The organism is Rhizobium giardinii bv. giardinii H152 (genome assembly GCF_000379605.1).
Classification (GTDB): Bacteria; Pseudomonadota; Alphaproteobacteria; order Rhizobiales; family Rhizobiaceae; genus Pararhizobium; species Pararhizobium giardinii.
Window position 1 is genome coordinate 98,524 of record NZ_KB902713.1, and the last position, 23,796, is coordinate 122,319.

Consider the following 23,796-nt stretch of genomic DNA (forward strand, 5'->3'; position numbering starts at 1 on the left):
ATCACCTCATGATGAAGGGGTTGGCGACATCTTCAGCGGTCGAGATCATCACGCTCTTCGTCTGCATGTAGTTCTGGATCGAGGCGATGCCATTCTCTCGACCGATGCCGGAGTGCTTGTAGCCTCCAAGGGGCGACATATAGCTGATGACGCGGTAGGTGTTGACCCAGACCGTACCCGCCTGGATGGCGGCCGAAACTTTCAGGATACGACGCATGTCCTGCGTCCAGAAGCCCGCCGCCAGCCCGTAATTGGTGTCATTGGCAATATGCACGGCTTCCTCATCGCTGTCGAAGGGGATGACCGCCAGAACCGGGCCAAAAACCTCCTCCTGCGCGATGCGCATGTCGTTTCGGACACCGGAGAAGATCGTGGGTTCAACGAACCAGCCCTTGGACAGCTCGGCATTGTCCGGCCGCCCCCCGCCGAGAACGCATTCGGCGCCTTCGCCTCTTGCAATGTCGATGTAGCCCAGGATTTTCTCGAGTTGCGGCGGCGTCGTCACCGGGCCAACCTGCGTCGACGTCAACAACGGATCGCCCATTCTCGCTGTTTTTGCGAGGTTGACGATCTTCTCGAGGAATTGGTCGTGGATCTTGCGCTGCACGAGCAGTCTTGAGCCCGCGATGCATGTCTGTCCGGTGGCAGCGAAAATGCCGGAGATCACCCCATTCACGGCATTGTCGATCTCCGCATCGTCGAAGACGATGTGCGGGCTCTTGCCGCCGAGTTCAAGCGTAACCTTCTTGAAGTTGCGTGCTGCAAGCTCGCCGATCTTGCGCCCGGTGCCTTCGCTTCCCGTGAAAGCGATCTTGGCGACGTGCTTATGGGTCGTTAGCGTCTCGCCGACATCCGCGCCGAACCCTGTGACGACGTTGAAGACGCCCGCGGGAAAGCCAGCCTGTTCGACGAGCTTTGCGAACTCAAGGGTCGAAGCAGACGTGAACTCCGAGGGCTTTGCCACGAAGGTGTTACCTGCGGCGAGAGCCGGCGCCAGCTTGTAGGCGAGCAGCAGGAGAGGGGAGTTCCACGGCGTGATCCCGACGCAGACGCCGAGCGGCTCGTTTCGAGTGAAGTTGAAGGTGTCCGCCTTGTCGATCGGGATGACCGCTCCTTCGATCTTGTCCGCCAGCCCGCCGAAGTAGTAGTACCACTGCGGGATGTACTTGAGCTGAAACAGCATCTCGTTGATGAGCTTGCCGTTGTCCGTAACCTCGATCGTCGCGAGATGCTCCGCATTCTCGGCGATCAGGTCGCCAAGACGCCGAAGAAGATGTCCGCGGGCGCTCGCGGTGAGCTTCGGCCACGCACCTCTCGTGAAGGCGCGGTGCGCAGCCTCGACGGCTCGTTCCGCGTCTTGCTTGCCGCCCTTCGGAATAGCGGCCCAGGTCTGCCCGTTGAAAGGGTTCTTCGTCTCGAACGTGTCTCCGTTGGAAGCGTCTTCCCACTTGCCGTCGATGAACATCTTATATGTCTGCATTGTCTTTCTCTCTTCTAGCATCCGAGTTGTCGGGCGAGGTCTTCGAGATCGTCGGCGACGTAGTCCCAGCGCTGCTCGGCTGTCAGGTCGGTGGTCTGACCCTCGCCGTATTCGGTGGGTCGTGCGATGAATGCGGTTTTAAGGCCAAGGCTGCGCGCGGCGGCAAGGTCGTAATTGTGGGCAGCGCACATCATGACGGCCCCGGGCTCCAGATAAAGGAGTTTGCAGACCCCGAGGTAGGTCTCCGGATCGGGCTTGTAATGCTGGAAAAGCTCGCAGGAGAACACGTTGTCCCAGGGCAAGTCGGCATGCTTTGCCATGTTGACGAGAATCGCGACATTGGCGTTGGACAGCGGGCCGATGATAAATTTCGACTTCAGCCGGTGCAGCCCGCGCGATGCGTCGGGCCAGCCGTCCAGGCGATGCCAGACCCTGTTGACGTGCATCATCCGGTCGTGGTCGAGTTCGGCCAGTTCCATCTCTGCGAACACTGCCTTCAAGGCATCGAAGTGGAGTTCGTCGAGGTTCGTCCACGGCAACTCGCCGCTGCGCACGCGCGCCTTCTGGGGATTGTAACGGTCTCGCCAGCGGTCGACGAGGCCGGCCCAGTCGATCTGCAGGTCCTCCGCCGCGCCCCAGTCGGTGAGATCGCGGATGATTGAACCCCGCCAGTCGACGACCGTGCCGAACGTGTCGAAGACAATCGCCTTGACGCTGCTGGTCATCTAGCGCCCTCCTTCTGGTGGGACGAAACGCGCTCGAACGTTTCCACTCGCTTGTCGGCCACCCAGTCTCGAACCATCGCATCAAAGCTCATGAAGTGCGGCGTCTTCAGGTGGAAGTCGAAATCGGCTCTTGAACCGTAGACTTCATAGAGGTAGGTGCGCTCCGGCCGCTCAGGATCGCGGCAGACATCGAACACTTCGCAGTTCGGTTCGTCGCGCAGCGACGTCGCCGCATTCTCGATCGTCGCCGCATGGAAATCATCGGCGAACTGGCTTCGAACGACGAACTCTACGACCACGACAAAGCCTGTGGATGCCGAACTCATGCGACCTCCTTGCGGACGGCACCCAGAGCGCCGATCACGCTGCGCGTCATCTCCGCACAATTGGCGCTTCCGCCATACTCCATTGGAACCGCGATCTTGGTCGACAAGGTGTGCTCGACCGCCGCTTCGATCAACCCGGCGGCGTCAGCAAGCCGCTGATCGCCGTGCTTCACCGCCAGCCAGTCCAGCATCATCGCTCCCGACAGGAACATTGCGCCCGGATTGGCGACGCCCTTGCCCGCGATATCGGGAGCGGTCCCGTGTGCCGGCTGGAAGAGGCCGTGGGTATCGCCGATGTCCGCCGAAGGGGCCATCCCCATGCCGCCGATCAGACCGGCCGCAAGGTCGGAAAGGATGTCGCCGAACATGTTCTCGGTCACCAGCACGTCGAGCGTCCAGGGCCTCTTCACCATGTTGAGCGCCAGCGCGTCGACATAGGCATAGTCCCTCTGCAACTCGGTGTGCTTGGCGGCGATCTCATCGAAGACCTTGCGGAAGAAAGCCATCGAACTGAAGACATTCGCCTTGTCGACGCAGGTCACCGTGCCGGGCTTGCCGCGACGCTTGCGCTGGGCGGCGAGCTGGAAAGCGAATTCGGTAACGCGCTCGGTGCCGGCCCGCGTGATCTGCATCGTGTCGTAGGCCTCTTGGTCGTTCAGCACCTCGCCGCGCCCGCGCGCATAAAACAGGCCTTCTGTCTGCTCGCGGACCAGCACGAAGTCGATTCCTTCGGCGCGAGGATCGGACAGCACTTTCGGGAGACCGGGAAACCACCGGATCGGACGGACACCCGCAAACAGGCCGAACTCCATGCGAAGGTCGAGCTGCGGAATGATTTCCGTTCCGTCCGGGAAGCGGATGTCGGGCCAGCCCATCGCGCCGAAGAGGATTGCGTCGGATGTCCGGCAGGCCTCGAGCGCGGCGGCGGGCAGGGCCTCGCCGGTTTCCGCGTAGTGCTGCGCCCCGGCCTGATGCGTCTCGAACACGAGCGGTGGCGCGCCCGCCTGGCCGACGGCGGCGTCGATCAATTCCAGGCAGGCAGGCATGACTTCCCTGCCGATCCCGTCGCCGGGAAGGACTGCGATCTTGAGGGTGTTGTTCAACATGATATATGAAACCTGTCCTAGAGGTGGTTGAGGCCGAGGCGCTCGAGGAGGTCGAGCAGTTCCTTGCCTGCCCGCTCCCGGTGCGCCTTGTGAATGTTTCGTGCCTTTTCGCGATCGCCTTCGCGGATCGCCTGCACGAGTTCTGCATGTTCGCGGGTTGAGTTGACGGGCTTAGGACGCATCTTCAGCGTCACCATCCTGACGCGATGTGCGCGGTCGATGAAATTGAGGACCACCGACTTGAGCATCTGGTTGCCGCCAAGTTCGAGCAGTTGCTCATGAAATCTCGCGTCCGCCTGCGCCCAGCGCTCCAAGTCATCTTGCGAAAGCGCATGGTCCATATCGGCCGTAGCCTTTTCGAGACCCCGGAGTTGATCCTCGGAAAGATGGCGGCTGGCGGCCAGCTCTGCTGCCGTACTCTCCAGCGACGTCAGGATTTCGTAAATTTCCTTCATGTCAGAAATAGAAATCGGCAGGACCCGCATTCCATGCCTGGGGATCACCGAAACAAGTCCGTCCTGCTGGAGGCGCATGAGCGCCTCCCTCACGGGCGTCCGGCTCATTCCCAACTGGGAGGCGACTTCCTGTTCGGTCGCCTGGTAACCGGGCGCCCACTTGTTATCCAGGATGAGCTGCCGCAACCGAAGGTGCGCTGTCGCGGTCATTGTTTTCGCGAAGGCGTCCTCTTTGATCTCGGAGACCGGCGCTGTCTGTTTCCTGGTCGGCATTTTCTTTCCCTTCAAGCAGGCTGATTTCTCAGGAGCCTACATATTTTCGCCAGCTATGTTCAGGCTGGTATCCGAGAACGCTCTTTGCTTTGTCGATGGACAGCAAGGTTTCGTTCTTCCCGATCTGCTTCTTGAACGAGACCCCCGGATACCACGTCCTGACGAGTTCCTCGTTGGAGGTGGTCATGACCCCATCGTCGTTTGCGATGATGAAGACCTCGGCACCTTTGCCGCTCCACTCGAGCGAGCGTCGGATCGCCTGTGCCCCGTCGCGGGCGTCGATATAGGTCCAAAGGTTGAAGCGTCTGCTGCCAGGGTTCTGCTCGAAGGCCGGGAAGTCGGCATACTCGCTCTCATCCATAACGTTGGAGAAGCGTAGGCAAACGATCTTGAGCTGGCTGTCCCATCGGCAATACTGCTTTGCCATCTCCTCGCCGAGATGCTTCGAGAGGGAATAGGACGTTTCCGGGCGCGACTGGTAATTCTCGTCCGCCGGCAGATAGTCAGGCTTGATCTCGTAAGGAATGCCGAGCAGGGTCTCGCTCGACGCCCACACGATGTTTTTGATGCCGAGCAATCGGCATGACTCGAAAACATTGAAGGTCGAGATGGTGTTGACCCGGAAAACGTCAGCAGGTGCAACGCGTCCCGGCATCGGCACAGCGGCCAGATGCACGACGGCTTCAGTGTTGCGATTGTGGTCCCAATCAAAGCCACTGATCGCCTCGATCGTGGCGCGCATGTCCTCGAAATCGACCTTGACGAAGGGGCAGAGGTTTTCTGGCGGAGCGATCGTATCCGCGTTGATGACGTCGTGGCCGCTCTCAACCAGATGCTTGATCGTGGCTCTACCCAGTTTGCCGCTGCCGCCTGTTACTAAAACTCTCATATCGTAATACCTCCGTAGACCTTCCTCGTTAGCGGCTTCGGCCGACCGCGACGGCCAGGATGATGAGCATTCCGCGCGCGATGAGCTGCTGGCTGTAGTCGAGGCCGCCAAGGATAAGACCGTTGTTGATGACACCGATGAGCAGGGCACCGACGATGGAACCGATCACGGTGCCGCGTCCGCCGAATAGGCTGGTGCCGCCGAGAACCACGGCTGCGATGACAGACAGCTCGTCGCCTTCGCCAAGCTGGAAGCGTCCAGACTGCAGGCGTCCAGCATAGAGCATGCCCGCGATTGCAGCGGCCATCCCCGTCAGTAGCAGCACCTGGAACTTGATTTTCCGGACATCGACGCCGCTGTAGCGAGCCGCGATCGAGTTTCCGCCTGCCGACATTACCTTGCGGCCGAACGGTGTCTTGCGGAGCGCGATATGGGCGACGATACCCAGAATGGCGACCCAGACAACGAGGACGGGAACAGGGCCGATGTTGCCGGAACCAAAGATGAAAATGAACGTGTCGTTGATGATCGGAACAGGCGAGGTGCCACTCACCCACATTCCGACCCCTCGCGCGATCCCCATCATGCCGAGCGTCACCAAGAACGACGGGATGTTGAGATAGGCAGTTAGACCGCCGTTTATGGCGCCTACCAGCAGCCCGAGGGCTAAGCCCGCGAGAATGCCGGGGAATAGACCATACTGGCTCAGCACCAGGCCAGCGACCACCGACGACAGTCCCGCAATGGCTCCGACGGAGAGGTCGATCTCGCCCGCCGAGAGAACGAACGACATTGCCATGGAAACGATGGCGACGATCGCAGTCTGCCGCAGGATGTTGAGCAAGTTGTTCGAAGATAGGAATCCGCGATCCTGCAGCAGGACGGCGAAGACGATGAAGATGACGACGAAGCCGATGTAGACGACGTAGTCGCGCCAGTTGCTGTGCCACGGCCGCATGTGGGTTGCATCCGCCTCTGTGTTCAATGTCTTGGCTTCAGTGGACATTTTGAGTTGCCTTCTGAATTGCGACCTGCAGACCGAGTTCGGTGCGGATCAGCGGAGATTGGGTTTCGTCGCCGGCAGTCGTGGCCCAGCTCTCGATTTCGTCGCGCTCGATTTCGCGCACGAGTCGTCCGTTGTTCATGACAAGGATGCGGTCGCTCGTTGCCAGAAGCTCGGCAGGTTCCGACGAGATGACGATGACGGACTTCCCGGAGGAGGCGACGGTCCGAATGAGTTCTACGATCTCGGCCTTTGAACCGATGTCGACGCCTGCTGTCGGTTCGTCGAGAATGACAACCGAGGGATCAACCGCCAGCCATTTGGCGATAACGATCTTCTGCTGGTTGCCGCCTGAAAGGTTCCTGACCTTGTTGTCAGCGGACGGCGTCTTGATCCTCAGTTGCTTGATGAGATCGGAGGTCAGCGTTCCCTCGCGTCGACGGTCGATGAAGGGACCGCGGACGAGCTGACCGATCTGCGGCAGTCCAAGATTGTCGCCGACGCTGTGCTCGACAACCAGACCTTCCTCGTGGCGGCTCTCCGGAACTAGCACGATGCCGGCCTTGATGGCATCCGAAGGCGACTTGAACTCAACGGCAGTGCCGCCGAGTTCTACGGTTCCCCCAGTTTTCTTATCGACGCCGAAAAGGAGGCGGGCAAGCTCGCTCCGGCCCGCGCCCATGAGACCTGCTATTCCCACAATCTCGCCCTTGTGGACGTCGAAGCTGACATCGTTGGGTTTTCCCGAGGGGCCCGAAAGGCCACGTACGCTCAGCGCGGGTTTGCCGTTGCGATCAATGGGGCGCGCCTGGTATTGGAAGCCGGTGACACGCTTGCCGACCATGTGCTGCACGATCGAGTCGAGTGTGAATTCGGATGTTTTCCCGGAGGTCACGTTCTGACCGTCGCGCAGTATCGTGATCTCGTCGGCGATGGTCATGATCTCGGTCATGCGGTGCGAAACGTAGATCACGGCTGTTCCCGCCGCAGTGAGCTTCTTCAACATGCCGAACAGAGTGTCGGCTTCCTGTGCGCTCAGCGACGAGGTCGGTTCGTCAAGGATAAGGATCCTGGCGTCCTGGTGGATGGCCTTGGCGATTTCGGTCAGCTGGGCCTGGCCGGGGCTGAGTTCAAAAACAGGTGTCCTCGGATCAACCCTGAGGTTGAGCTGGCCGATGATCTCGGCTGCCTGTGCGATTTCCCTGCGCTCGTCTACGAAGATCGACAGGCGGCGGGGCTCCCGGTTCAGGAAGATGTTCTGGGCGACCGAGAGGGTGGGGATCAGGCTGAGGTCCTGGAAGATCATCTCGATGCCGAGCCTGCGGGAATTCTCCGGAGAGTTTGACGACATGTGCTCGCCAAAAACCTCGATGGATCCCTCCGTGGGTGTGACCACACCCTGCAGGATCTTCAACAGGGTGGACTTGCCGGCACCATTTTCGCCGACCAGCGCATGGATTGTTCCGGTTTGGATCGCCAGGTTGACGCCGCGCAATGCGTGCACGCCGCCAAACGATTTCCTCACGTCGCTCATCCTGACGGCGGCGAGGGTTTCGGTGACTGCTTGAGTGTTCATGGTCGTTGTCCGCCGCTTTGGGACGGGGAGCGGCCGGAGCCGCTCCCGCGCACCGTTAGTTCATTGCGTCGGTGAGAATCGTCGGTGCCTGGTCGCCGTTAGACTGCGGCCACGCCTCGATCAGGTTATCGCGGGTCACGGCAAGGGCCGGGAGCACGACGTAGGGAGGCGCGTCCTTTCCGAGAAGGGCGTATCCCGCAAGGATGCCCTCGGCATAGCCGGCGCCGTAGGGACGCTGAGAGCCCGTTCCCTTGACGTAACCCTTCTTTGCCATGTCGATCGAGATGTTGACGCCAAGGTCGCAAGTGGTGATGACGAGGTTCTTGGACGCGCCCGCTGCGCGCGCCGCTGACAGAACGCCTTCCGTTGGAACGTCCCACACCGCCCAGATGCCATTGAGGTTCGGGTGCGCCGTCAGCATTGCGGAGGCGACGCGCTCGGATTCGCTTGAGAAATCGGGGCCTCCGACTCCGGTCTCCTGCACGACCTTGATATCGGGATAATCCTTGATCGCTTCCTTGAAGCCGACAACGCGTTCTTTGGTGGCAAAAAGGTCGGACGCATGCGGGATGAGACCGATTTCGCCCTTGCCGTCGAGCGCCTTGGCCATGAGCAGTGCGGCGACCTTTCCCATGCCACGGTTGTCGGAAGAGACGAGGCTCACATAGTCTTTGCCAGCCTTCATCCCGGCGCCGGTCTGGTCAAGGAAGATGATCTTGATGCCAGCGGCAGCAGCTTTCTTGTATGCTGCCGCCGTGGCTGACTGTTCGGCGGGAACGGTGATCATGACATCAGGTTTGAGCGCCATGACGCTTTCGATGTCTGAAACTTGCTGCTCCGCGCGATATCCAGCATCAGTCGTCGCAACGATTTCGACACCGAGCTCTTCCAGCGCCTTCTTTTGCCCGGCCATCTGGGCCTTGGCCCAGTCAGACGCCGTGTAGTGCATCACAATCGCCGCTTTGGCATGCTTCGCCTTGATCTTTTCGATCTCTTCGGCAGATAGCTTCAGGTCGCTCGCGAGGGTCGCTTTCTCGCCATTGGGCCCGCTTGCCGGGTGACTTTCAATATCCTTGATCTGTTTATCGATATCGACCGCGAAAGCGCTGGGCGCATAGGCTGCGCTACCGCCGAGGGCAGTGGCAAGGGCGATCATCTGTAGGGACTTGCGCGTGGTCAAAGGCATCTTGGTTCCTCCCATTAAGGCCTATTGAGCTCCTCGAATGCAATAACGTATACGTTAACGCATTTATAAAAGGTGTCAACTGAAGAAATGACCAGAAGCATAGCGAACCGGCTCGGGCATCCCGGATTTGGGATGGTTTCAATCTGTTACGTGATCATCTCGTCCGTTCGCCACCAAAGGGATGGAAGAAGATCGCCCCGTGACTCCGGCTCTCGATCAACGTGTCAGCCAACAAAAGCTATTGCGCAGATACAAAGGTATAAGGTATGAGGTATGATGTCAGCACACGAATTTTCGGCAACAAAGTGTGATTTTGTCGAATTTATCACAAAGCAGGCGTGATTTTGTGATTTAATTGTTGTGATATTTGAAATAGTGCGCCACATTAGTCGCGGTTTCTGAGGGAGGAAGAATTGACAGCAGCAGTTTCGATCCGCGATCTCGCGAGCGCTATCCGAGTCCTGTCAATCGACGCGGTTGAAGCCGCAAAGTCCGGGCACCCCGGAATGCCCATGGGTATGGCTGATGCGGCGGCGGTGCTGTTCGGCCGGCACCTCAAGTTCGATCCAATCGAACCTGGCTGGCCGGACCGCGATCGTTTCGTCCTGTCGAACGGCCATGGCTCGATGCTGCTCTACAGCCTTCTCCACCTCACCGGGTACGAAGACATGACGATTGAGGAGGTTCGCAACTTCCGCCAATGGGGCTCCAAAACGCCAGGTCATCCCGAATACGGCCACACCGCTGGTGTCGAGGCGACCACCGGGCCGCTCGGACAGGGGATCGCGTCGGCTGTCGGAATGGCGATCGCGGAGCGGCGCCTATCAACGGAATTTGGCGCAGCACTTGTCGATCACCGGACCTACGTCTTCTGTGGAGATGGATGTCTCATGGAAGGCGTTGGTCAGGAAGCTGCTTCGCTGGCCGGCCACCTTCAGCTCGGCAAGTTGATCGTCCTTTACGACGATAACTCCATTACCATCGACGGCTCGACCGCAATCGCGTTTTCGGAAGATGTGCTCGCGAGGTTCGACGCATACGGATGGCACACACAGCGCGTTGACGGTCATGATCCGGACGCGATCGACGCGGCGATCTCGCAGGCGAAGGCGGAAGCATCCAGGCCATCCCTCATCGCTCTGAAAACCATCATCGGATACGGCTCTCCGTCAAGGGCGGGAACAAGCTCCGTACATGGTGCACCGCTCGGCGCCAGCGAAGCCGCCGCGACAAAGGCAGCCTATGGCTGGACGGCGGACGCTTTCGAGATTCCTGCTCCGATCCTCAAAACTTGGCGCGAAGTCGGCGCGAAGGGCGCCAAGGCGCGCAAGGACTGGCAAGCGCGGCTCGAAGCAGCGGGCGCAGATGTCAGAAGTGAGTTTCAACGCCGCACCGCCGGCTCATTGCCGGCGCGATACGCCGAAGCGGTGAACGCCGCCAAGGCAAAGCTGCTCGACAAGCCGCAATCAGTGGCAACGCGTAAGGCGAGCCAGATCGCACTGGAAGCGCTGACGGAGCTGCTTCCCGAAATGATCGGCGGGTCCGCTGACCTCACCCACTCTAACCTGACCCGGGTTCCGGCCGTCGACAGCGATTTCACCGCCGCTGCAAGCGGGCGGTATGTCAGCTATGGCGTGAGGGAGTTCGCCATGGCCGCCGCGATGAACGGTATGGCGGCTCACGGCGGCGTCATACCGTATGGCGGCACGTTCCTCGTCTTCTCCGATTATTGCCGCAACGCCATTCGTGTGGCGGCTCTGATGGGCGTCCGCTCTATCTTCGTGATGACGCATGATTCGATCGGTCTTGGCGAAGACGGTCCGACCCACCAGCCCGTCGAGCATCTCGCCAGCCTCAGGGCAATGCCGAACTTGCATGTATTCCGGCCCGCGGACACCATCGAGACGCTGGAATGCTGGGATCTTGCCATAACCAGCAAGAACACGCCGTCGGTTCTGGCGCTCTCGCGGCAGAATGTCCCACAACTGCGCACCCAGCGTGACGGCATCAATCGCTGCGCACGGGGAGCCTATGTGCTGCGGGAAGCCAGCAGCGAACGTGCCATCACAATCATCGCCACCGGAACGGAGGTCGCGCTTGCGATCCAGGCGGCTGAAGAGCTTGAGGCTGAAAACTTTCCGGCCGCGGTCGTTTCGATGCCGAGCTGGGATCTTTTCGAACAACAGCCCAAAGACTACCGCAGCTCGGTCCTCGGGAAGGCACCGCGCATTGCCGTGGAAGCGCTCTCGAAGTTCGGCTGGACCAGGTATGTCGACAGCGAAGACGACGTGATCGGGATGTCCGGCTTCGGAGCGTCTGCGCCGGCCGAGACGCTATACGAGCAATTCGGGATCACGCGTGACGCAATCGTCACGCGCGCCCTAGCAAGGATAAGGGGCAAGCAATGAGCGCGCCGGCGACACTCGGAAATGACGATGCGCGCGTCCAGTATGGTTCTGTCGATGAGTACCTCTCGGCCTGGGCTGGTGAGGATGTGTCCCGTCAGGGGGTGGCGGCTCTAATAAACGGTGTGTTGGATGCCGCCGGTCTTTTATCCGCACGCATCGCGGCGGGTTCCCTGGAGGGCGATCCGGCCCGCCTTGTCGGATCAAATACCGGCGGTGATGCGCAAAAGGCAATCGACATCGCGTCGCACGAGTTGTTCATCGAAATACTCGCAAGCGCAGGGGCCGCGCGGGTCTTGTCCGAGGAGGCCGACGCGCCAGTTATGCTCAATGGCCAGCGCTTTGCGGCCGCAATCGATCCGATCGACGGTTCAGGCAATGTCGGGCTGGGCACGCCCGTCGGCACGATCTTCTCGATCATTCCATTCAGCGAAACTGAAGACCCGTTTTTGGCCCCCGGGAAGCGACAAGCCGCCGCCGGTTATGTCTCATTCGGCAACACGGTCGATCTGGGTTTCTCGGTCGGAGAGGGTGTGCTGCTGGCGACGATGCATCCCCAAACCGGCGAGTTCCTGATCGTCAAAAGGCAGGTACAGATACCTCGCGACACGTCCGAGCTTGCATATAACGCTTCCAACCACCGTCATCTTCACCCTGCTATGAGCCTGTATCTTCAGGATTGTCTGGCTGGCAAGGAGGGAACGCGCGGTCGCGATTTCAACATGCGCTGGCTCGGATCGGCAGTCGGAGAGCTCCACCGGATCCTGCTCAGAGGTGGCGTCTTCTTCTACGCTGCTGACAAGCGACCGGGCTACGAAAATGGGCGCCTTCGCCTGGTGTATGAAGCAAACCCGATCGCGTTCCTGATGGAGCAGGCCGGTGGGCGGGCCACCGACGGCACGACCGCAATTCTGGACAAGATCCCAACCTCTCACCATTGCCGCACGCCGCTCGTTTTCGGTTCGGCGACGGAGGTCGACCTGATCGCAAGCTATCTCGATTCCAATCCAACCAGCGAGTGACACTTCATGGCCAGGATTACTCTCCGCCAGCTGCTGGATGATGCCGCCGAACACGGCTACGGCGTCCCGGCGTTCAACATCAACAACATGGAACAGGCGCTTGCCATCATGGAAGCGGCCGCTGCAACGGATGCGCCTGTCATCCTGCAGGCGAGCCGCGGGGCCCGAGCCTACGTCAACGACATCATGCTCAAGCACATGATGGATGCGGTGACGGAGATCTATCCCAATATCCCCGTTTGCGTCCATCTTGACCACGGAAACGAACCGAGCACCTGCGTCACTGCGATCCAGCACGGCTTTACTTCCGTCATGATGGACGGATCGATCCTTGCTGACGGGAAAACCGCGGCCGACTGGGACTACAACGTCAAGGTCACGAGAAGCGTCAGCGACACGGCCCATTGGGCAGGGGTCTCGGTAGAAGGAGAGCTCGGCGTCCTGGGCTCGCTTGAGACCGGCACGGGCGAGGCAGAAGACGGTCATGGTGTCGAAGGCAAGCTCGATCCGCATCAGCTTCTGACCGATCCGGAGGAAGCCGCGAAGTTTGTCGAAGAGACCAAGGTGGATGCGCTTGCCGTCGCAATGGGCACCAGCCATGGCGCCTACAAGTTCTCACGCCGGCCGGACGGTGACGTGCTGGCAATGGATGTTATCGAGGCGATCCACCGGAAACTTCCGAATACCCATCTCGTCATGCACGGTTCGTCAAGCGTGCCGGAGGAGTTGCAAGAGATCTTCAATCGCTTCGGCGGGCGGATGAAGCCGACCTGGGGCGTGCCGCTCGAGGAAATCCTGCGCGGCATTCGGCATGGCGTGCGAAAGGTCAACATCGACACGGATTGCCGCATGGCAATGACCGGCCAGGTCCGCCGAGTGCTGTCCGAAGATCCGACAGAATTCGACCCTCGCAAATATTTGAAGCCAGCAATGACGGCGCTTTCAAAGCTGTGCCGCGAGAGATTCGAAGCTTTCGGAACGGCAGGGCGCGCAAGCTCTATTAACGTCGTGCCGCTCGCGGAAATGGCGAAGCGGTATCAAGCCGGCTCGCTCTAGGTCGGCCAACATCCATTCGAACGCAAACGTGGTGAAGCGGGACATGACCGAAAAGAAAACCCTCTGGATTGGCACCAGCTGGAAGATGAACAAGACGCTTGCCGATGCCGCGCAATTTGCGCACGGTCTCAGGGCCGCAGACATCACGTCCCATCCGCGCATCCAGCGCTTTGTCATCCCTCCTTTCACTGTTGTCCGAGAAGTGAAGACCACGTTGGCGGACACGTCGGTGAAGGTCGGCGCGCAGAACATGCACTGGGACGACGAGGGCGCCTGGACGGGCGAGATTTCCCCCGTGATGCTTAAGGACTGCAACCTCGACATCGTCGAACTTGGTCACTCCGAGAGGCGTGAACATTTCGGCGAGACAGACGTGACGGTAGGGCTGAAAGTCGAGGCGGCGGTTCGCCACGGCTTGATCCCGCTCCTCTGCATAGGGGAGACACTTCCCGAACGCGAGGCCGGGCGAGCCCGCGACGTCCTCGAGCGCCAGGTTCGCGGCGCATTGGGAAGCCTTTCCACCCACCAGAAGGAAAAACCGATACTGCTTGCCTACGAGCCTGTTTGGGCCATTGGCGTCAATGGGATCCCCGCGACAGCGGACTACGCCGACGCCCGCCAGGCCGAGATCATCGCGTTCGCGGAAGCCGTGCTCGGCCGGCGCATTCCCTGCCTCTACGGCGGTTCGGTCAACGCGGACAACTGCGAAGAGCTCATATCCTGCCCTCATGTCGATGGGCTGTTCATTGGCCGCTCGGCCTGGAAGATCGAGGGCTACCTCGACATCCTCGAAAAGTGCGCGGCCAAAATCTGAGGAGTGATGAAAATGAAAGTTGCAGTAGCAGGCGACAGCGCGGGCGAAGGCCTCGCTAAGGTCCTCGCCGATTATCTCAAGGAGCGTTTCGAGGTGTTCGAAGTATCCCGAACCGACACCGGTCTCGACGCTTTCTATGCGAACCTCTCCGACAGGATCGCCAACGGAGTGCTTGACGGCACCTATGACAAGGCCATCCTCGTGTGCGGCACCGGGATCGGCGTCTGCATTTCGGCCAACAAGGTACCGGGCATAAGGGCAGCCCTTGCGCACGACACCTACTCCGCGGAGCGGGCGGCGTTGTCGAACAACGCCCAGATCATCACCATGGGCGCCCGCGTCATCGGGCCGGAGCTCGCGAAGTCTATTGTCGACTCCTTCCTCGCCCAGAAATTCGACGAGAACGGTCGCTCGGCGAGCAATGTTGCGGCGATCGATGAGGTCGATACGAAATACCACGCTCGCTAGTTGGGAAGATGTGCAAGCATCTGTTCGCGGTCGATGCGCCAGGCGCAATAAGCCTGGGGCATTATCGTTCTCGGGTGATTTCCCGAACCCAGCGATCAGACAGGGCGGCTTGCGATATCCAGGGCTTCGCGGCCGCCTTCAGATGCAGCGCCTGCGACGATCGCAGTGCGACCTGCGCGAAATGCGGGATGCGCCGTGCTTTGACCTTATGTTCTGGCGGTCATTTCAACAGCGATGTGCGGAAGTGTTCCATGTTTTCCTCGACGCTCTCGCGGCTGAGGTCACCGGTCTTTCTGTCCCGGATCATCTCAAACATGTGTTCGTGGAGATCGACTGCGCGCCATTTGCCACTGACCTCCAGCGATTTTTGCACCCAAGGCGCGACCATCGTCAGCACGAAGTCGGCGATCACGACGATCAACGGGTTTCCGGCAGCTTTGTATATTGCTCGGTGGAAATCGAGGTCGGCCTTGAGGAGATCTTCGATCGCGGAGTTCGCATCCTCCGACAGCCTTTTTAGTCGGTCGATGCACTCTCTCATTGCGGCGAGGTCTTCGTCCGTACGCCGCAGGGACGCGAGTTCTGAACAGTTGCGGTCGAAAACGTATCGCAGCTCCATCAGCATCTCAGGCGTCGAGCTCTGAAGATAGAGCTGAAACATCGCGAGCGGCATCGCCGGAAGGCCTTCGTCCTTACGGATGTAATTTCCAAAGCCATGCCGCGTCTCGACAAGACCTGACACCGCGAGCGTCTTGATCGCCTCTCTGATTGGAGTGCGACTGATGCCGAGAAGCTGGGCCAGCTCCTTTTCATTGGGAAGTTTGTCACCAGGCCCAAGGTTGCCTTTGGCAATTTCGCCCGTAATGTAGTCGAGCGCTATGTCCAGCCGGCTTGGGATTTTCTTTGGCTCAACAGACAGCATTCCTGGTCACGCTCCAATCAGAAATTGAGAAGGTACGAGGTCATACCGCGTTTTGCCGCTTGCGACAAATGCCGAACGTCGAACTGGCCACTTCTCCAGGTTATTCGCTGATTTGTCCCAGCCGCTTCGAGGCTTTCGGATCGAATGGGAACATGAGGCCAGCGGCCAGGAAGCCGCCGTCGACGTTCAGGGTGTGCCCCGTGATATAGGCTGCATCGTCGCTCGCCAGGAACACCGCGGCGTCAGCGATTTCCGATGGTTCGCCATAACGGCGTTGCGGAACGAGCCGATGATAGGCGTCACGCGTTTCGACCGTGTGCATGACTTTTGAGACCTCGGTCAATATCGGACCCGGTGCGATGTTATTCACGTTGATTCCCGATTCGGCGAGTTCCACGGCCATCACCTTCGTGAGAAGTTCGACGCCGGCCTTCGAGGCACCATAGGCCGAACGCCCGACACCGCCCTTTTGACCGGACAGCGAAGCGATATTGATGATTCGCCCATAGCCTTTGGCGGCCATGATCCGAGCAAAGGCTTGCGCCACGAGGAATGTTCCGGTCAGATTGATCCGGACGACGCGTTCGAATTCCTCTCTTGAGCTTTCGAGAAACAGAGTGGTTGCGCCCACACCCGCGTTGTTAACGAGTATGTCGACCGTGCCGAACCGGCCAATCGTTTCCTTAACGATCGTCTCAACGTCTTCGTTGACGGAAATATCGGCGCGGACCGCCAAAGCCCGCTCCCCAAGCCGCTCGGCGGCTTCGTTCGCCACTTCCAGATCGCGGTCGACGATAACGATGTTCGCGCCTTCGCGAACATAGGCTTCAGCGATCGCCAGTCCGATCCCCCGGCCAGCGCCTGTCACCACGGCAGTGCGTCCAGAAAGTCTCATCTCGTCGTCCTCCAATTTTCTCGATATGAGGTATAAGGTATAAGGTATGACCTTGACAGGGTTATGAGCTGCTTCTATGAGTATTGTCAAGAGTGAGGCCCGGCTGATGTATGGAGGAAGATATCATCGGCCGGGATATTGGGAGGATCCAATGACATCAGGTGGCAAGCTCAAGGCCGTGTTTTACGGCGACGACTTCACGGGTTCTTCCGAAAACCTGGCGCAGTTCCATCGCAGTGGCGTGAAGGGCAAGCTGTATCTGGCGCGCCCCTCAGCACAGACGGCGGTGACGGACTCTCGGTCTTATGATGTGCTTGGCTTCGCCGGCACCGCACGGGCGTTGTCCGGCGTCGAACTCGACGAGGAGCTTGACAGCGCGTTTTCGATCATGCGCACCCTCGACAGTCCGCTCATCCAATACAAGATCTGCTCGACGTTCGACTCATCGCCCACCGTTGGAAGCTATGGTGCTGTCCTGGCGCGCGCTGCGGCTCACTTCGGCAAGAGGGACGTTCCAGTCCTCGCCGCTACCCCGGACTTCGGGCGCTACACCTGTTTCGGAAACCATTTCGCGCGCTTTGCGGACAGGATAGAGCGGCTGGACCGGCACCCGAGCATGTCGCGCCACCCCAGGACGCCGATGCAAGAGGCGGATCTGCGCATGCATCTGGCTGGGCAGACAGATAAGGAATTCGTCAACGTCACGCTTCCCGCGATCCGGAACCGCTCGGCAATGGACGAGCGCGTGTTCAAGGCCTTCCAAGAGGGGGCAGGGGTCATTTTCGATGGGCTCGAAAACGCGGATCTTGCGGCTGTCGCCGATCTGCTCTGGGCGCGATATCCCACACGTCCCATGTTCGCGCTTGCGGCTCAAGGCCTGGCGCAACAACTCGGAGCTCTTTGGGCCCGCTCGGGGCTGCTATCGTCGGCCGAGCCTGTAAAGACGGAGATCGTCGGAGTCGAAAATCTCCTGGTGTTATCAGGCAGCTGTGCTCTGCAAACCGGGCGCCAGATCGCTGTGGCCGAAGCTTCCGGGTGGAAGCTTGTCCACTTGGATGTCTCCAGGATCGCGTCCGACGAACAAGCTACGGCGATTGCCCGGGAGGCTGCTCTTAAGGCGATCGAAGGCCTTGATCGTGGCCGCCCCACAATCATCTACACGGCTCGCGGGGAGACCGGCCGCGTGGCCGGCGGCGATGTTCCCGCGGAACGCTTGGGAGCCATCTACTGCGACGTCGCACGTGCCGTGCGCCGCGCGGTTTCCTTGCCGCGGATCGTCTTTTCAGGCGGCGACAGTTCGAGCTATGCGGTGCGGACAATTGGCGCCGAAGCGCTCGAGATTGCCGTTTTTGACGAGGTACAGAATTGTCACGTCTGCCGTCTTGCCGCACCGGGCGACGCCGACGTCGATGGCCTCGAGGTTATGCTGAAGGGCGGGCAGATCGGTGGCGATGATTTCTTCCTCCGGGCCAAGGCGGGCACTGCGGGTTCGGTGGCGGCATAAGGAGCGGAAGATGCAAAAGAAAATCATCCTCGAAGCCAGGGTTAACGAATACGCGCCGCGGACTTCCAACCCAAATATCCCTTACACCGCCGACGAGATCGTCGAAGCCGCCGTTGCAGCCCGCAAGGCGGGAGCGGCGATCCTGCATTATCATGCCAGGACACCCGACGGCGGAGCGACGAACACCGTAGAAGCAAACGCCGAAATCATCCGCGAAGTCAGGCGGGCGACCGATTTGCTGATCCTGCCCACTCTCGGCTTTATCTCGAATGATGCCGACGCCAAGAAGCGCATCGACACGGTCGCAACCCTGGCATTGGACCCGGCTACGAAGCCAGACATTGCTCCGATCGATACCGGTTCGGCCAATCTCGAGCTTTGGGATGCCGAGACGCGCACGTTCGAAAATCCCGAGCGGTTGTATCTGAACACGACGGAAAGCCTTGCGCATTACGCGCGCACACTGAGCGGAAGAGGCGTGAAGCCGAAGTTGGTCTCATGGTCGGTTGGATTCACGCGTCGCGCCATTGCACTGATGGACGCGGGTCTCGTGAAGGGTCCTGCCTACTTTCTCCTCCACCTGACAGGAGGGCGGTACATCACCGGGCACCCGCCGACCGAGGCTGGTCTTATGGCACATCTTGCATTTCTGCCAGACGACAGGCCGATCGAATGGACGGTCAATTGCCTTGGGGGCAATCTCTTGAACATCGCTCCTGCGATCTGCCGTCTGGGCGGCCACATGGCTATTGGAATAGGCGACTACCCTTATCGTGAGCTCGGTATGCCCACGAACGCGGATGTCATATCGCGCGCTGTCGAGATCGCCCAAAAAGTCGGGCGCGAGCCCGCTACACCCCAAGAGGCACGCGCCATCCTCGAACTCGACGGCGCGTAGAACCAATACGGCATGCGACCCGCATAGAAGCGGCATAGATTTGGATTTTATGAGGTATGACGTCATATCATGGTGAACGCAACTGAGAAAATAAAAGTTCAGACAACCGCGCAGTCGTCGTCGGCACGCGTGCTTCTGCGGGCCGAGGGCGTGGAAAAGTCGTTCAACGGCGTACCAGCGCTCGTTGATGGCCGACTGACACTAAAGGCTGGGACAGTCCATGCTTTGTGCGGCGGTAATGGCGCCGGCAAGTCGACATTCCTCAACATCGCGATGGGATTGCTCCGCCGTGATGGCGGGATAGTTGAGATCGATGGCGAGCAGGTCGACTTTAAAAGCGCCGCTGACGCTTTGCGTCACGGCATCGCGATCATCACTCAAGAGCTTTCCCCGGTCCCCGAGATGACCGTCGCCGAAAACTTATACCTTGGGCGCGAGCCGAAACGGCTTGGCGTGCTCATCGATTTCAGCCAGATGCGCCGCGACGCCCAGGCATTCCTCGATGAGCTCGGTTTCGAAGTCGACGCTACCAGGAAGATGGGCGAATTAAGCCTCGCCCAGATTCAGCTCGTCGAAATTGCGAAGGCTCTCAGCTATAGGGCGCATATCGTCATCATGGACGAGCCGACATCGGCTATCGGCGAACACGAAGTCCATGTCTTGTTCAACGCGCTCCGCAAGATCACCGCACGCGGTTCCGCAATCGTCTACGTGTCTCACAAACTCACGGAAATCTTTGAGATCGCGGATGAGTATACCGTGTTCCGCGACGGCCGTTTCATCGAGACCGGAAACATCAAGGATATCGATCGCCGCCATCTTGTGACACAGATCGTAGGGCGTGAAGTCAAGTTGGTCGAGAGGGGAAAACCTCTCGAAGACGCGCCGATCCTGCTTTCTGTCTCGAACTTGGCGCGAGGGTCCCATTTCCGGGACATTTCGTTGGACGTGGCGTCGGGCGAAGTGGTCGGCATCTATGGATTGCTTGGATCCGGACGAACCGAATTTCTGGAAACTATATTCGGGCTGCATTCTCCGACTGGAGGCGAAATCGTCTTCGATGGCGGCAAGGTCAAGCCAGGCAGTCCAAAGGACGCAATCCAGCGTGGCATGGCGATGGTGACCGAGGATCGCAAGGACAGCGGTCTCGTGCTGTCGGCTTCGATTGCCCATAACATCACGCTTTCCTCGCTCGCCCTGATGGCCATCAGCGGTTTCATCCGCGGAGACAAAGAGCGCAGCGCAGTCCAAGACATGATCGTCTCACAGAGGATCAAGTCGGCGTCGCCGGATGTTGCCGTCGAAACTCTGTCAGGCGGCAACCAGCAAAAAGTCGTGCTGGCCCGTTGTCTTCTGACAAATCCGAAGCTGCTCATTTGCGACGAACCGACGCGCGGCATCGACGAAGGTTCCAAGCAGGAGATCTACGCGTTCCTGCGGGACTTCGCGGCAAAGGGTAACGGGGTCCTGGTGGTTTCATCGGAGGCACCGGAGATCATGCAGCTCAGTGACAGGATTGCGATCTTCAAACAGGGGCAGCTCGTCAATGTAATCGACGGTGCCGAGGCATCACAACAGACGCTCATGGATTTGGCGAGCTGATCGACAGCCCCAATCCGCCAGTGGGAGGATTTGCAAAATGAGTACAATCGCTTTGGAAAGATCGGGAAGCTTCCGTGCCGGCGAGATGATAAGGCAATTCAGCATCGTCTTGGTGTTCCTGCTGATCGTCGCGTTTTTTTCAGTTGCCAGCCCTTATTTCATGAGCTGGCCGAACTGGCTCAATCTGGTCCGGCAGTCGTCGATCAACGGCATTCTGGCGATCGGTGTCACCTTCGTGATCTTGACCAAGGGCATTGACCTGTCCGTTGGCTCGGTCATGGCTATTTCCGGGATGATCGCCGCCAGCCTGGTGACTGAAACCAACGAGCACTTTGTCCTCATCGGCATCTTGGCCGGACTGGCTGTTGGCGCGGGCCTCGGCCTCGTGAACGGCGTCCTCGTGGCCGCGATCAAAGTTCCGCCGTTCGTGGTGACGCTTGGGATGCTGAGCGTGGCGCGCGGTCTAACCTTGATCTTCTCCCAGGGAAGTCCGATCCCCAATCTCTCCGACGCCTACAAGTGGATCGGCTCCGGCCAGGTCGTGTACATCCCCGTTCCGATTATCATTCTGTTTCTCGTATTCATCATCGGCTGGGTCGTTCTGAACTACACAACCTTCGGACGCTACGTCTACGCCGTCGGGGGCAATGAGAAGGCGGCGCGCACGAGCGGCATTTCCACCAAAGTGATCGTCGGCGCGACCTATGTGATCTCGGGTCTGTTGGCTGGTCTTGCGGGACTTGTCCTGACGGCTCGCACCACCGCCGCGCTGCCGCAAGCTGGCATCGGTTATGAGCTTGACGCGATCGCTGCCGTCGTGATCGGCGGGACGAGCCTTGCGGGCGGCCGAGGATCGCTGCTCGGTACTCTCATCGGAGCCCTGATCATTGGCACCATCAATAACGGCATGGACCTGATGGGGGTGTCTTCCTACTACCAGCAGGTGCTCAAGGGCACCATCATCGTGGTCGCGGTCATCGCCGACCAGTTCCGCAAATAGGAAATTTCAGAATTGCCGCCGACGTGGTCGGCGACAATGCCCGGCCATGCGGGCGTGTGCAGGCACTTTCAAACCAGAGGAGAGCAATAAATGCAGATGTTTAGGAGGAGCCTGCTCAGGGCAGGCGCGGGATTGGCACTCGCCGCGGTGACACTGACAGGACCCAAACTGGCGTTCGCGGAGGACAAGATCCGCATCGCAGCGTTGTCGTTCGGCGAGTCCGGCGAATACATGAAGGCTTGGTCGACGGAAATCCAGAACCATCCCGCCGTCAAGTCGGGCGAGGTCGAGATCACCGTTTTCGACGGCAAATATGATCCGCTAACACAGGCGAACCAGATCGACACCGCTATCACCCAAGAGTTCAACGCGATCATCATGTCACCGTTCGACCTTGAGGCCTCGGCACCGCCGATCGAAAAGGCAGCGGAAGCGAAAATCCCGCTGATCGTGTCGGCGCTCAAGACGAAGTCGACGAAATACACCGCGTCCATCATCGTTAACGACACCGAAGGTGGCCGGATCATCGCTGAGGAACTCGCCAAGCGCCTTCCGAACGGCGGCAACGTCGTCCTCATGGAAGGTCCGATCGGCCAGTCGGCCCAGATCGAGCGCCGCGCAGGCATCGATGCTGGTCTCGCCAAGTTCACCAATCTTAAGCTCATCGAAGACAAGACAGGCAATTGGAGCCGCGCCGAAGGTCAGGCGCTCATGGAGAATTGGTTGCTCGCGCATCCTGGCCAGATCAACGGCGTCCTTGCGGAAAACGACGAGATGGCGCTTGGCGCGATCGAAGCGATGAAGAGCGCCGGCATCGATCTCAAGACCGTTCCCGTTCTCGCGATCGACGGCATCCCGGACGCAAAGCGCGCCGTGAAGAAGGGCGAGATGGCGGTCAGCCTCTACAAGTACGCCCGCGCCGAAGGCCAGGGCGCGGTCGACCTCGCACTGCGGGCGATCAAGGGCGAGAGCTACAAGCCGCAGTCCGAAATCTGGGGCTCGCTGATGGAATGGAAGGGCGGCACCGAGAAGGACTACGTCGTGCCGTGGCTCGTGCTCGATTCCGGCAATGTCGAGAAGTACATGTAATCGGACGATGGCGGACGGCCCAATGCGGCCGTCCGCTCTGCACCAAGGAAATAGGATCGATCATCATGTTGAAAAGAAAAGTTGGAAAGACCGATGTGACACTGACCTCCCTGGGGCTGGGTACCTCGCCGCTCGGCGGGTGCAATGTCGATGTGAGCTTCCAGACTTTCGAGGCGGTCGTCCTCAAGGCATACGACTTGGGCGTTCGTTATTTCGACACCGCGCCCCTTTATGGTCTCGGAAAATCAGAGCATTCCCTTGGCCACGTCCTTCGCAACAACGACCTCGTCGGCAAGGTCGTGGTCAGCACCAAGGCGGGCCGGATTCTGAAACCGGAAAGCCGCGCTAAGCGTGCCGAGAGCCTTTACGGCATCGACTGGGTGAAGGCGCTGCCGTTCGTCGACGACTACGATTACTCGTACGATGGCATCATGCGCGCCTTCGAGGATAGCCAACAGCGCCTTGGCATGGACCACATCGACATCCTTTATCTCCATGATGTCAGCGGCGAATGGCATCGCGAGGCTTACGACACCCACTTGTCGGCGCTGAGAGCGAGCGGTTACAAGGCGTGTGACGAACTGCGACGGACGGGCTCGGTTAAAGCCATCGGCCTCGGCGTCAACGAGACGGCGTCGGTACTTCAGGTCGCGGAGGAATTCGATCTCGATTGCTCCATGGTCGCCGGGCGCTACACCCTGCTCAACCATGGCGCTCTCGACCATTTCTATCCAGAAATGCAGCGTCGCGGCATCGGTATCATCGCAGCCGGCATCTACAACTCCGGCATCCTCGCCGAGGGCAGCAAGTCGATGACGACGACCCGCACCTACGATTGCCAGCCTGCGCCTGAACCGATCGTCCGTAAGGTCGAGGCGCTCGAAGCCGTCTGCCAGCGCCACGGTGTCTCGCTGCCGACTGCAGCGACACAGTTTGTCTACGCACATCCGGCGGTGACTGCGGTGGTGCAGGGAGCGCTGACGCCGGAACACGTGGCCGCGAACGTCGCCGCGATCTCGACGCCGGTTCCGGCCGCGTTCTGGGCCGACTTGAAGTCGTCCGGCCTCATCCCTGAAGCCGCGCCAGTCCCGGAGGCGTGATA

22 protein-coding genes are annotated in these 23,796 nt (G+C 59.8%); 11 read left to right on the plus strand and 11 right to left on the minus strand.

What is annotated here, in order from left to right; all coding sequences use genetic code 11:
* Position 1: 1 nt before the first annotated feature.
* The 9 genes from A3AY_RS0127135 to A3AY_RS0127175 are packed head-to-tail and all read right to left on the minus strand — an operon-like array spanning position 2 to position 9,019.
* Entirely contained in the window at positions 2-1,480 is a 1,479-nt protein-coding gene (locus tag A3AY_RS0127135) for an aldehyde dehydrogenase (protein WP_018328824.1), read from the minus strand.
* 14 nt (positions 1,481-1,494) lie between these two features.
* The gene (locus A3AY_RS0127140) at positions 1,495-2,205 is read right to left on the minus strand and encodes a haloacid dehalogenase type II (protein WP_018328825.1); all 711 of its coding nucleotides are present in this window, start codon (positions 2,203-2,205) and stop codon (positions 1,495-1,497) included.
* Entirely contained in the window at positions 2,202-2,531 is a 330-nt protein-coding gene (locus A3AY_RS0127145) for a putative quinol monooxygenase (protein ID WP_018328826.1), read from the minus strand. The genes A3AY_RS0127140 and A3AY_RS0127145 overlap by 4 nt, the downstream gene beginning before the upstream one ends.
* On the minus strand, positions 2,528-3,637 hold the full coding sequence (locus tag A3AY_RS0127150) for an isocitrate/isopropylmalate dehydrogenase family protein (protein WP_018328827.1): 1,110 nt from the start codon (positions 3,635-3,637) through the stop codon (positions 2,528-2,530). Before A3AY_RS0127150 ends, A3AY_RS0127145 begins: the two co-directional genes overlap by 4 nt.
* Positions 3,638-3,654: 17 nt before the next feature.
* Complete coding sequence (locus tag A3AY_RS0127155; protein WP_018328828.1) at positions 3,655-4,365, minus strand: GntR family transcriptional regulator; 711 nt, start codon at positions 4,363-4,365, stop codon at positions 3,655-3,657.
* Between the two features lie 28 nt (positions 4,366-4,393).
* The gene (locus A3AY_RS0127160) at positions 4,394-5,254 is read right to left on the minus strand and encodes an NAD-dependent epimerase/dehydratase family protein (protein WP_018328829.1); all 861 of its coding nucleotides are present in this window, start codon (positions 5,252-5,254) and stop codon (positions 4,394-4,396) included.
* Between the two features lie 28 nt (positions 5,255-5,282).
* Complete coding sequence (locus A3AY_RS0127165; protein WP_018328830.1) at positions 5,283-6,260, minus strand: ABC transporter permease; 978 nt, start codon at positions 6,258-6,260, stop codon at positions 5,283-5,285.
* The gene (locus tag A3AY_RS0127170) at positions 6,250-7,833 is read right to left on the minus strand and encodes a sugar ABC transporter ATP-binding protein (RefSeq protein WP_018328831.1); all 1,584 of its coding nucleotides are present in this window, start codon (positions 7,831-7,833) and stop codon (positions 6,250-6,252) included. Before A3AY_RS0127170 ends, A3AY_RS0127165 begins: the two co-directional genes overlap by 11 nt.
* A 55-nt stretch (positions 7,834-7,888) precedes the next feature.
* Entirely contained in the window at positions 7,889-9,019 is a 1,131-nt protein-coding gene (locus tag A3AY_RS0127175; RefSeq protein WP_018328832.1) for a substrate-binding domain-containing protein, read from the minus strand.
* Positions 9,020-9,432: 413 nt separating this feature from the next.
* Here A3AY_RS0127175 and tkt point away from each other — a divergent pair, with 413 nt between their 5' ends.
* From tkt to derI, 5 genes are read left to right on the plus strand one after another with little or no spacing between them, the layout of a single operon-like run.
* Positions 9,433-11,427 carry a transketolase gene (gene tkt / locus A3AY_RS0127180; RefSeq protein WP_026203873.1) on the plus strand — a complete coding sequence of 665 codons (1,995 nt, stop codon included), beginning with the start codon at positions 9,433-9,435 and terminating at the stop codon, positions 11,425-11,427.
* Positions 11,424-12,446 carry a class 1 fructose-bisphosphatase gene (locus A3AY_RS0127185; protein ID WP_018328834.1) on the plus strand — a complete coding sequence of 341 codons (1,023 nt, stop codon included), beginning with the start codon at positions 11,424-11,426 and terminating at the stop codon, positions 12,444-12,446. Before tkt ends, A3AY_RS0127185 begins: the two co-directional genes overlap by 4 nt.
* Before the next feature lie 6 nt (positions 12,447-12,452).
* Entirely contained in the window at positions 12,453-13,502 is a 1,050-nt protein-coding gene (fba, locus tag A3AY_RS0127190; RefSeq protein ID WP_018328835.1) for a class II fructose-bisphosphate aldolase, read from the plus strand.
* Between the two features lie 43 nt (positions 13,503-13,545).
* A complete protein-coding gene (locus A3AY_RS0127195; protein ID WP_018328836.1) occupies positions 13,546-14,316 on the plus strand; it encodes a triose-phosphate isomerase in 771 nt (256 codons plus the stop codon).
* 12 nt (positions 14,317-14,328) lie between these two features.
* The gene (gene derI, locus A3AY_RS0127200; protein WP_026203874.1) at positions 14,329-14,784 is read left to right on the plus strand and encodes a D-erythrulose-4-phosphate isomerase; all 456 of its coding nucleotides are present in this window, start codon (positions 14,329-14,331) and stop codon (positions 14,782-14,784) included.
* Positions 14,785-15,004: 220 nt separating this feature from the next.
* Here derI and A3AY_RS0127205 read toward each other — a convergent pair whose 3' ends face one another.
* Positions 15,005-15,706: a FadR/GntR family transcriptional regulator gene (locus tag A3AY_RS0127205; protein WP_018328838.1), complete on the minus strand. Its 702-nt coding sequence runs from the start codon at positions 15,704-15,706 to the stop codon at positions 15,005-15,007.
* Positions 15,707-15,806: 100 nt separating this feature from the next.
* Positions 15,807-16,601, minus strand: a complete 795-nt coding sequence (locus tag A3AY_RS0127210; protein WP_018328839.1) for an SDR family NAD(P)-dependent oxidoreductase — start codon at positions 16,599-16,601, stop codon at positions 15,807-15,809.
* A gap of 151 nt (positions 16,602-16,752) precedes the next feature.
* On the opposite strand from A3AY_RS0127210, the gene A3AY_RS0127215 reads away from it, so the two are divergent.
* From A3AY_RS0127215 to A3AY_RS0127240, 6 genes are all read left to right on the plus strand, one after another.
* Positions 16,753-18,105 carry a four-carbon acid sugar kinase family protein gene (locus A3AY_RS0127215; protein ID WP_018328840.1) on the plus strand — a complete coding sequence of 451 codons (1,353 nt, stop codon included), beginning with the start codon at positions 16,753-16,755 and terminating at the stop codon, positions 18,103-18,105.
* A 10-nt stretch (positions 18,106-18,115) separates the two neighbouring features.
* A complete protein-coding gene (locus A3AY_RS0127220; RefSeq protein WP_018328841.1) occupies positions 18,116-19,003 on the plus strand; it encodes a beta-keto acid cleavage family enzyme in 888 nt (295 codons plus the stop codon).
* A gap of 69 nt (positions 19,004-19,072) precedes the next feature.
* The gene (locus tag A3AY_RS0127225) at positions 19,073-20,605 is read left to right on the plus strand and encodes a sugar ABC transporter ATP-binding protein (RefSeq protein WP_018328842.1); all 1,533 of its coding nucleotides are present in this window, start codon (positions 19,073-19,075) and stop codon (positions 20,603-20,605) included.
* A gap of 37 nt (positions 20,606-20,642) precedes the next feature.
* Complete coding sequence (locus A3AY_RS0127230) at positions 20,643-21,605, plus strand: ABC transporter permease (RefSeq protein ID WP_018328843.1); 963 nt, start codon at positions 20,643-20,645, stop codon at positions 21,603-21,605.
* Between the two features lie 90 nt (positions 21,606-21,695).
* Complete coding sequence (locus A3AY_RS0127235) at positions 21,696-22,694, plus strand: substrate-binding domain-containing protein (RefSeq protein ID WP_082366355.1); 999 nt, start codon at positions 21,696-21,698, stop codon at positions 22,692-22,694.
* Positions 22,695-22,759: 65 nt separating this feature from the next.
* Positions 22,760-23,794: an aldo/keto reductase gene (locus A3AY_RS0127240; RefSeq protein ID WP_018328845.1), complete on the plus strand. Its 1,035-nt coding sequence runs from the start codon at positions 22,760-22,762 to the stop codon at positions 23,792-23,794.
* Positions 23,795-23,796: the final 2 nt, after the last annotated feature.